This window comes from bacterium (genome assembly GCA_040753085.1).
Classification (GTDB): Bacteria; UBA9089; JASEGY01; order JASEGY01; family JASEGY01; genus JASEGY01.
The window spans coordinates 1-9,555 of record JBFMHI010000105.1 but is presented as its reverse complement, the minus strand read 5'-3'; the positions used below and the strand labels follow the sequence as shown (position 1 = coordinate 9,555).

10 protein-coding genes and 1 pseudogene are annotated in these 9,555 nt (G+C 46.0%); all 11 read right to left on the bottom strand.

The window, feature by feature from the left end:
• Positions 1–267: 267 nt before the first annotated feature.
• The 11 genes and pseudogenes from AB1797_10430 to AB1797_10380 all read right to left on the bottom strand — a co-directional run bounded on the left by AB1797_10430 (position 268) and on the right by AB1797_10380 (position 9,382).
• The gene (locus tag AB1797_10430) at positions 268–1,407 is read right to left on the bottom strand and encodes an MFS transporter (GenBank protein MEW5768019.1); all 1,140 of its coding nucleotides are present in this window, start codon (positions 1,405–1,407) and stop codon (positions 268–270) included.
• A gap of 153 nt (positions 1,408–1,560) precedes the next feature.
• On the bottom strand, positions 1,561–3,153 hold the full coding sequence (locus tag AB1797_10425; protein MEW5768018.1) for a metallophosphoesterase: 1,593 nt from the start codon (positions 3,151–3,153) through the stop codon (positions 1,561–1,563).
• A 115-nt stretch (positions 3,154–3,268) separates the two neighbouring features.
• The gene (locus AB1797_10420; protein ID MEW5768017.1) at positions 3,269–4,792 is read right to left on the bottom strand and encodes a hypothetical protein; all 1,524 of its coding nucleotides are present in this window, start codon (positions 4,790–4,792) and stop codon (positions 3,269–3,271) included.
• Positions 4,789–5,268, bottom strand: a complete 480-nt coding sequence (locus tag AB1797_10415; GenBank protein MEW5768016.1) for a hypothetical protein — start codon at positions 5,266–5,268, stop codon at positions 4,789–4,791. The genes AB1797_10420 and AB1797_10415 overlap by 4 nt, the downstream gene beginning before the upstream one ends.
• 67 nt (positions 5,269–5,335) lie before the next feature.
• Positions 5,336–5,767, bottom strand: a pseudogene (locus tag AB1797_10410) (putative toxin-antitoxin system toxin component, PIN family).
• Positions 5,751–5,987: a hypothetical protein gene (locus AB1797_10405; GenBank protein MEW5768015.1), complete on the bottom strand. Its 237-nt coding sequence runs from the start codon at positions 5,985–5,987 to the stop codon at positions 5,751–5,753. The pseudogene AB1797_10410 and the gene AB1797_10405 overlap by 17 nt, the downstream one beginning before the upstream one ends.
• A gap of 268 nt (positions 5,988–6,255) precedes the next feature.
• Positions 6,256–6,993, bottom strand: coding sequence for a 16S rRNA (uracil(1498)-N(3))-methyltransferase (locus tag AB1797_10400; GenBank protein ID MEW5768014.1), 738 nt, complete (start codon positions 6,991–6,993; stop codon positions 6,256–6,258).
• 4 nt (positions 6,994–6,997) lie between these two features.
• Complete coding sequence (locus AB1797_10395; protein MEW5768013.1) at positions 6,998–7,894, bottom strand: radical SAM protein; 897 nt, start codon at positions 7,892–7,894, stop codon at positions 6,998–7,000.
• A complete protein-coding gene (locus tag AB1797_10390) occupies positions 7,833–8,375 on the bottom strand; it encodes a hypothetical protein (GenBank protein ID MEW5768012.1) in 543 nt (180 codons plus the stop codon). The genes AB1797_10395 and AB1797_10390 overlap by 62 nt, the downstream gene beginning before the upstream one ends.
• Positions 8,368–8,709 carry a nucleotidyltransferase domain-containing protein gene (locus AB1797_10385; protein MEW5768011.1) on the bottom strand — a complete coding sequence of 114 codons (342 nt, stop codon included), beginning with the start codon at positions 8,707–8,709 and terminating at the stop codon, positions 8,368–8,370. Before AB1797_10385 ends, AB1797_10390 begins: the two co-directional genes overlap by 8 nt.
• A complete protein-coding gene (locus AB1797_10380) occupies positions 8,699–9,382 on the bottom strand; it encodes a uracil-DNA glycosylase (protein MEW5768010.1) in 684 nt (227 codons plus the stop codon). Before AB1797_10380 ends, AB1797_10385 begins: the two co-directional genes overlap by 11 nt.
• Positions 9,383–9,555: the final 173 nt, after the last annotated feature.

Below are 9,555 nucleotides of genomic sequence, written 5' to 3'. Positions count from 1 at the left end.
AATCATTATGGTGAGGTGACAATCTCTTTTCTTAATTAAAGCTTCTATTAGATAAAGCTATCTTTCAAAAAGCCTTGTTGGCCCAATAGCACAAAACCTTTTCTGGAAGTGCGGAATGCAAGTCTAATAATGTTCCGTAGGTTCAAACCTACGGCTAACATACTACAGCCCTTCGGGCTTTAATAATGATTCCTGAATGCTTATCTCTCTACCTTACCTTCTCTTCCACTACAGCAAAAAGGACGACTGAACGGTTACAAAAATAGATTACTTTTTCTTCTTGCATAACTGTAAGGTCAGTAGAGCCAAGATCCCAAAGAGAAGAGCCAGGGAGAAAGGGGCCCAGCCGCCTAAGGAGAGCTTAAACTGCATACCCAAAATAGGCCCAAGAGAAGCTACTAAACCGGCCACCGTCCCCAGCAGTCCAGTAATCCTTCCCCGATTCTCTTCTTCCGTAAGCTTGGAGATCAAGACCGGGTATGTAATGTAAATGAATTGGGCGAAGATGAAGGAAAGCAGGAAGGGAAGTAAGCTTAGCTTAATTTTGTCCCAGAGGAGCCAGAGAAGTAAGAATAGCGGATGGAAGAAGACACTTAAACTTAAGGTCCTTTTGGCGCCAAATACTTTCGCGATTCTTCCGCCGAAGAGACCCACGATGGCCGCGACTAACCAGCCCAAGGCAAAGAGTAAGCTTATCTTCCCTTCATCCTGAGCAAGATGCTCTTTAAGATGGAGGGCGATAAAGGGGCCATTGATAGTAATAGAGAAAGCTAAAAATAGAAAACAGCCAGAGACAAGGAACCAGAGAAGGTTCTTATTGAAGCTTAAGGTAACCAGCGCGGGTTTAGGGTGAGGTCGGGCTTTCGTCTCTCGCAAAAGCCAATGTCTTATTATAGCGCAGATCAAGCTTACCAAGGCTGTGGCCAGCATGAGCGGTCTTAGGCCAACTCGGCCCACTATCACAGCTCCCAGAAGTGGACCAATAGCCGCACCAAAGGAGGCCACGGCCTCAAAGATGGCGAAGGCTCGCTCTCTTCTTTCCGTAGATTCGGCGATCATGGCGATGAAGGCCGGGAACTGGAGTGCCCCGCCAAGAGCCACTATAAAATAAGCGGCTGTGACCGCAGTCCAGTGGTGACTTAAGGCCATAAGCGCATAAAAAACAGAGAAGGAATAAGTGGGAAAGGTGATTAAAGCTTTTCTCCCGAAGCGGTCGGCCAAGTATCCGCCCAAAAACTGGGATAGAGTCCAGCCGAAGCCGAACAGCGTATAAGCCAGGCCTACTTCTCTATCCGAGGCTCCCAGCCCTTTTAAATAAAGCGGCAGAAGATAGAACCAGGAGAACACAACGATGAGAAAGAAGAAGACCGTGAGCGATAAGACAGCTACATTATGATTCTTCGGCATGTCTCTTACAAAAGCGGTTGGCTCAGAACTCGTAACCGTTTAGCACATGATGCTGGATGCTCGATGCTCGATCCTCGATGCTGGTAAAGGATCCAGTATCCAGGATCGAGCATCGAGCATCGAGTTTGTGCCTTAGTGACTGATCCAGTCAGATCACCTGATAATGGCTGCCTTGGCTGTCTTATGAATTCTCTCGCCTCCCTCCACGACCTCTACAAATAGAAGATATATGCCGCTGGCTAACTTCTGCCCGCTGGAGTTAGTGCAGTCCCAGGGCACCAGGTAAGTCACGGGAGAATCATCGATCCGGATAAGACCATTTCCGATTTTATCGTTAACCAACTGGCCGGTAACATCAAATATTCTAATCTTCGGAAGCTGGAATACCTCACCCGAGAGTTGAAATCTTATGGTCGTCATCCCCTCCCGGACCGGATTGGGGTAGTTGTAAAGGCTTAATATGGCCGGTTTTAACTCTCCTGACGGCAGGGCCTCCTTTTCCTTTACATACTTAAAAGAACGATCCTTCAAAGCACCGCCTACGAAAGAAGCCACAAATTCCCCTCCCAAAGGCCTGTATTGAGGATAATTATCATTGACCCAATTGACCAGGGTTTTCCGGCTGTCCTCACTTTCAGTTATATACTCTGAAAGCAGATGCGAGGTCTGAACAAAGCCCTCCTCGTAGACGTGGTAGACATTGTATTGAAGAGGAAATTGAATCAGGGAGGCGGTTACCACATAAAGGAGGTTGTTTCTCAGGCTGACGTGATTAAAATGGGCGTGGCCAGAATTAACGCTGACCACATCAGGGTATTCCTCTAACAGAAGACGAATTTGATTGGCGTTGTCCACCATAAGATAAGAGAAGTCAAGAAGGTTAGTCTGGCTCAATTGGGGAATAGGATTGACCAGATGGTGGAGGAAGATCATAGTAGGGAGGCCAACATTTAACTCTAAATCACTGATTAGCCAACTGAGCTGAGGTTGGTCTATATGCCCGCTCTCGAGAGAATCTTGAGCACTGTCTAATATAATGAAGTGCCAGTCCTTCCAGGTAAAGCTGTAGAAAGACTGGCCGGTGGGGCTTAGCTCGCTGAATTCTTTCCTCCAGGTCTGACCCAACTTGTCGTGATTTCCCACGACCGGATAGAAGGGAACCCTCAGTTCGGCCAATTTGTTCTTGAACCCTCGAAACTGATCCTCCGTCCCCTGGTGGGTAAAATCCCCCTTGCCAATCACAAAATCCACGGCCTCAGCGTTTAACTCCTTGATTGTCTCCAGCCACAGAGAGTCACTGAGGGCCAAAAGCTGGCCCGTCTCCTCGTGGTTCTCAAAGGTCCCCGGCACCGTGTAGTGGTTATCGGTTATCACCGCAAAGGAAAACAGGTATTTTCCGCCTGGTTCTTCCAGGGTGGTAAAGGATCGAACTTCACTAAAGTAATCTTCATCAGCTTTTATCTGGTAATAATAGGTAGTTTCAGGAAGGAGATCCTGGAGCCGAACATAATGGTCTAAAGAAAGCCTGCTGTTATCATAAAGGGTGTAATCTAAATCCTCGGTGGGACCATACCTTAGCCAGACAGGTGAAGGTTGTGACGTCGTCCAACTTAAGTCTGCCGAGCCACACCCTGAAGAGAATATCTTTATTCGAGAAATATCAATGCCTGTACCGGCCTTAACATTTTGGAAAGGCAGAAGGATCGAGATTATTATTACAAGTAGAAGAAAATGGGAAATCTTCAACCTACACTCCTTTAGTTGTTCTATGAAGCGGTAGAAAACAAAAAGGTGGGCACGGGGAATTCCTGCCCACCTTCGAAAATATGCCTTTTCTGTCCGTGTTTAGCCTCACTGAAACCTACCGTCGAGGCGCCATTTCCTCATCCTCAAAAAAGGATTCCTCATCCTCAAAAAAGGCCAAGGCCTCAAAGTACTCTTTCAATTTCTCATTGGTCATCCCTGGAAAGACTCCATTAAAGGTGGGATCATTCCAGTCAGGAGTCAATCCATCGTCGTCAATATCTTCAAATTTAGGTTCCTCTGAATATGGGGGGTCCCATGGCCATGCCTCTACGGCTGGAATGAAATAATCCCTCAGATCCTGCATCTGATTGGTAAAGTAGAAGGCATTCAGATTGATCTTAAGTTCAGGGAGAGTAGATTCAGGGTCATAGTAAGTAAAATCAATGGTCGTTGTCCCTCTCAAGGCCTCTCTAAGTTGATTGAGGGCATATTTCATTTTCTCTCCATCCTCATCGAGGTCTTCCGGCTTAGGTAAAAGGTCATTTTGCTGGTCATCTGTTTCATTTTCTAACGACTCTATGGCCGTCAGCCATTTAGCCGCCGAGGCATCAAGGGCATTACCGGCCGCCTCCAGCATTCCAGAATCCTTCAAGGTTAAAAACTTGTCATAAGGAGACTGCTTTTCTACGATTTTCATTATCATTATGGCCGTTTTTATTTTTTCTGGATCTTCAAAGTCATCATATACAATATCCAGGTTCCAGGCACAAAAGCCTGAAAGGACTGATTTGAGAAGTTGAAGCACTCCATCATATAGATAGACATCCGTCTTGTCGATCTCAACGCTGAAGGTTTCACCATTTCCTGCATTGGCGAAAGTTCCGAATATCTCATCAATCATCTCCTCAATGCTATTAAACTCCTCACTATCGTTGAAGTTAGAAGAGATGAAATCCTTGATGGCCTCACTATCCAGGGTAAATTCAAAGGTGGTCGATTCCCACGAAGAATTTTCCACTACCTCCAATCTTTTAGTAATATAGTCAATCTTAGGAAGTACCTTATCTTTAGTAATATCCTGTAGCTCACTCATAGTAAGAGGCTCATTTTCAATAATCGCAGCCAGGGCACTGACCGCCTTATCTTTTGGGGGAGCCTGCAAGCGTTTCGGCATAAAAATCGGGCTGCCCATAAAATTTTCTCCAAAAGATTCCAACCATGCCCAGAGTTTCTCCATCGCCTCCTTGATCTCAGGGTCCTCTCCTATAAGTATTATCTCAGTTATAGCTGCCCCCAGATTTGCCTCAGGATTATTGGGGTCTTTTTCTAAGGCCTCCTTAAAGAAGGAATTTGCCTCTTCAAGGTCATCCATGGCCTTCTCATAATTTTCGTCTCCATACTCCTGGCTCTCTCCCAATGAATCCATAGCCTCTTCCAATGATCCGTTGGCTTCTTCTACCTTCTTTTTTGCCTCCTCTTTTTCCTCTTCGGTTGGTTCCTTAACCACCTTTGCCTTTTCATCTAACTTTTCCGCTCTTTCCTTTACTGCTCCAGTCATGCCCAAGTTTACTCCGGCATAACCTGAAGCCGAGAGAGAGACTAAAAAGATAAGGGATAAAATCAGACTTAATCTCTTCATTTTCCACCTCCGAAGTAAAGGTTCACCCCAACGTTAACTACATATTCTACCCCCTCCTCTGTCTCCTCAGTATCATCATCTTTTAGAGAGACATAAGCCGGGCCAATGTCTGTGGTAAGGGAGAGGTTCTTCATCAGGAAATACTCTCCGCCAATAAAGGCCTCCACCGCAAAACCTGATCCTTTCGAATCTTCTCCTTCAAACGTGACATAATCTGCCTCTCCACCCAGGAAAAGATTCATTGCCTTACCCCGATTGAAGTTGTAGTAAAGCCTTGATCCATATATAGTGATGTCTTCTTCAAGCTGTCCTTTGGCTTCAATCGCCACTTTGGGGCCTACCCCACATTTTAGGCTGACTCCCGGATAGTTTAGACCTATGCCTAATCTCCCGCTTAAGTCGACTGCCTGGGCTTCTGAGATAAAGAAGATGGAGATAATCATCCCCACCAGCGCCGCTTTTCTTTCAAAACCCAATTTTCTCACCCCCTCATTAGGATAATCCAGCCCGGCGTAAGTTCCTGGCCGGTAACTCTTACTTGCCTTAAAGCTTTCCCAACAACTGCTTCACACCCACAATTTGGGTGCCCCAATAATATTTAAGCTCCCTTAAATCCGGATCCCCTGTAACCAGATAATCAGCTTTACCTTCCAATGCACAAGCTAAAAATTTATCATCCTTAACATCCTCTAATTTCGCAACTTGGTATAACCCAGGTACAATTTCCGCCAGAGTGTAAATTGAATTGAGGAACTTTTCAATCCTTTGCTCACTTAGTTTATGCTTTTCTTTGACCTTAGGACGATTTACAACTTCAATAAACTCGTCAATAATCACTTACGAGATAAGCAAAGTAAACTTTCCTTCTTCCCATTTATCAAGCAAAGCAGCAGGACTCCCCGTCGTAGAGATTAAACCACTTATGAAAATGTTAGTATCTATTACTACCTTTAATAAGTCAGCTTGTTCTGGCACGCTGGCTTAACCTCACTTCTTCAATCGCCTCAGTAACATCCTGTACAATTTCCTCCTCAGAGAATTGCTGATTATCTGCCCGAATTTCACTCATCACCTCCCTTAATTCTCTTCTTGCTTTCCTTTCCAACTCCATTTTAAGAGTGCCTTTCTCTTTTGGGCTTAGATAGTCAATACTCCTCAATATTTCTTCTAACGCCTGAGTCTTGGGAACTGCCATTGTTGTCTCCATTTCCGAAGAATTCATTTCCTTTTAGAGCCTATCCCAAAACCGATCCGAGCCTCGACCGTTAGAAAGCAACCCCTGGCGCCCCCTATCCCTCGGCCGTTGTAACTGCCTCCTCTATCGGCTTTCATTAGGCCGAGGTTTTGGGATAGGCCTTAGCCCACCTGCCGGCTGGAGGCAGATTAGCATAATTTTCAGCTAATGTCAACAAAATTTTTCCCCTTTCCTCTCGGCGTCCTCAGCTTCTTCTCTGCACCCGGCGTTAAAGATCATGGTAAACATTAAGTATGCCTAATCCAACGATAGCCGCTGTTTCACTTCTGAGTCTTTGTCTGCCCAGAGAAACAGTAATCCAGCCTCTTGTCCTGGCCATCTCCACTTCTTCCAGAGTAAACCCACCCTCGGGACCGACTAAAAGGGCGGTCTTTTTAACCTCTAAACCAGGCTTTAAGGTCTCACCTATCTTTCTATCCCGTTCTTCTTCCCAGAGTAGAAGCCGAAGATCACCGGTTACTTGGTCTAAAACCCGGTCAAAATCAGTGGCTGGCTCGATAGTCGGTATTCTGACCCGGCCGGATTGAGTAGAGGCAGAGAGGGCAATTCGCTCAAGCCGGCCTTGATAATGGGAGATTTGCCTTCCCCTGGGTCTGGCTACTGAGTGTCGGGTAATCACAGGAATTATTCTATTTACCCCTAACTCAGTGGCTTTTTGGATGACTAATTCCATTCCTTTAGCCTTTAGAAGGGATTGGATAAGGGTGATCTCAAATTCAGGGGGAGGATGGGAAATCTTGTTAGCCACCCCAACTTCAATCGCTCGATCGCCTATCCTGGTAAGAAAGGCCTCGTATTCATCCCCTTCACCATCGAGGAGCACTATTTTATCGCCGGCCTTCAGGCGTAAGACCCGAGAGATATGGGAGATGATGGCTGGGTTGGTAATGGTCAGAGGGTGAGTCAGTATTTCCTTCGGGGAGAGAAAGAATCGTCGGTGAGTCATTTTATCACAATTCCTGTATCCACCCATTATCTAAGCCTAGGCGGGTGCATAACTGTAAGGCATGCTGATATTCCGAGGGAGTAAGTCTTCGATCAAGAGGGGGATTGGCTTTGGCTAAATGAGCCGGGAAATATTGGGACATCAGGCTGAGGTATAGATCAGGGGATATCTCATCTGACAACCGTTTCAGGACATACTCTGTTCCTGAAACCATTTCCGGAAGAACTAAATGCCTCACAATCAACCCCCGTCTGGCTATCCCATCCTCAGCCAGAGAGAGATTGCCCACCTGTCGATACATCTCCTTGATAGCGGCCATATTTATGGCCGTGTAATGGGGGGATCCAGAGTAAGCCAAGGCCTTTTCATCATCACCATATTTGGCATCCGGTAGATAAACGTCAATTATTCCCTCCAGAAGCCGCATAGTTTCCACTTTTTCATAGCCACCACAATTGTAAACCAGTGGTAGATTAAAGCCCTTCTGAATAGCTAACTCCAGGGCCTTAAGAATTTGGGGGATAAAATGGGTGGCGGTCACTAAGTTAATATTGTGAACTTTCTTGGCCTGAAGAGACAGCATCATCTGAGCTAATTCTTCGATCTCAATCTCCCGGCCCACCCCTAATTGACTGATGGGGTAGTTTTGGCAAAAGATACACCGTTGGGTACAATTGGAGAAAAAGATATTGCCTGAGCCTCTCTCCCCTGAGAGTGGCGGTTCTTCCCAGGGATGGACATAGGCGCTGGCTACTTTTGGTTTTAAGCCAGACCGGCAGAACCCTATCTGGCCGGCCAGCCGATTGACCCCACAAAGCCTGGGGCAAAGAGAGCAAGCCTCAAGCAGTTTGTAGGCTATCGGAATCCGGTCTCTCAGGATGTCCTGCTTTGTCCGTCTCATCGCTGTTCTGTTCCTTTACCTGCCTGGTGAGGTTGAGAAACCTTTCCACCTCTAACTGGTAAATATCTTTCAACTTCATGGCCTTTTTTAAAACCAGGCCTACTCTATCAGGGTCTAACTCGTAAGTGTAAGCATGTCTAAAGCGGTGCCTGAAGGCTCTAAGCTCATCTATCATCTTATATCCCTCTTCCGAGATAAGGGCAGGCCTTACACCGCTTATTTCCATCTTCATTCTTCTTAAAAGCTCAACGTGCCATCTCTCTCTGTCGGCAATACTATTTTCAAAATATTCCGCTACTATTTCGAATAAATCTTCAAAGGCACCGTATAAATTATGCAATTGATAGCTCAGGCTCTCGGTTCTTTCTGGGTTTTTTTCAAAATCTTGGCTTCTTTGTTCTATTCTTTGGTAAACCTTATCTATTTCCTTTAACTGATCTTTTATCTCGGCCTCAAGCACTTCCTCATTAAACTTACCCAACTTTTATTCCCTCCTTTCTTATTTTTTCAGCAAAGCGACATTTCTCTAATTCCACTACGTCCACCTCCCGGCTCATCTTATCTGAAATTTCAGTCACAAACTCGAAATAGCGGTCATTTCGTAAGCCCTTAACGGCTACGTCCAGGTCTGAGTTTCCTATAAATCTGCCTGGTTTAACGATGGACCCAAAGACGAAGGCCTCACTAAGATTATATTTCTCTCTCAAATTTGCCAGAACATCGATAAAGTGCTTTAACAAGTCTTGCCGTTCTTTTTCTTTGAGTTCTCGCTTTTTCTTTAAGCCTGCTTCCAGCACAGAAAAGTCAAAGGCCATGAATACTTCCGTACTCCTTCTGTAGTAATTGCAAATCCTGCCAGGCTAATTTTTTTAAACTCGGGGTCCTGAGCAAGGCGGCCGGGTGAAAGGTAGGCAGAAGTTTCATCCCGTGATAATCAAAGAACTGACCCCGCAGTATGGTAATGCCCTTAGTGGTTTCAAGAAGTGTTTGAGTGGCAAAGTTGCCCAAGGTCAGGATAAGCTTTGGTTTAATAATATCCAACTGGGCCTTTAAATAAGGATGGCAGGTCTCAATCTCATCCTTATTCGGGTCCCTATTTTGCGGCGGACGGCATTTGACGGCATTAGTGATATAAACCTCCTCCCGGGACAACTTAATAGCCGCCAACATCCGGGTTAAGAGTTGTCCTGCCGGACCGACAAAAGGTTCACCCGCTTTGTCTTCATCAGAGCCGGGGGCCTCTCCGATGATCATAAGCTTAGCCCGCTCATTTCCCTTGCCAAAGACAATATGGGTTCGTCCCTGGTGGAGCCGGCATTTCTGACAGCCATTAATAGCCCCTTTGATTTGAGCCAGGGTGGGAGGGTTTCGGGTTTCGGTTTCGAGGCATCCGCTGGCAGGTCGTCGAGTTTCTTCCAGCCCTAACTCCTGTTGGAGGCATCTCTTGAAAAGAGCTATTAGTTCGGTGTATTCCTGTTTCGGGTTCACTTGTATTTTGGCTCCTGGACGATATGGACGGTGTGGATTATATGGACTCGTAACCGTTCAGGTATAGCTGCACGGATTAGCACGGATAAATAACACAGGACAGAAGGCGGAAGTGTAGGGACAGGGCTTGTCCCTGTCCGTGCTTGTCCATGTCCGTTCCGTAGACGGACAAC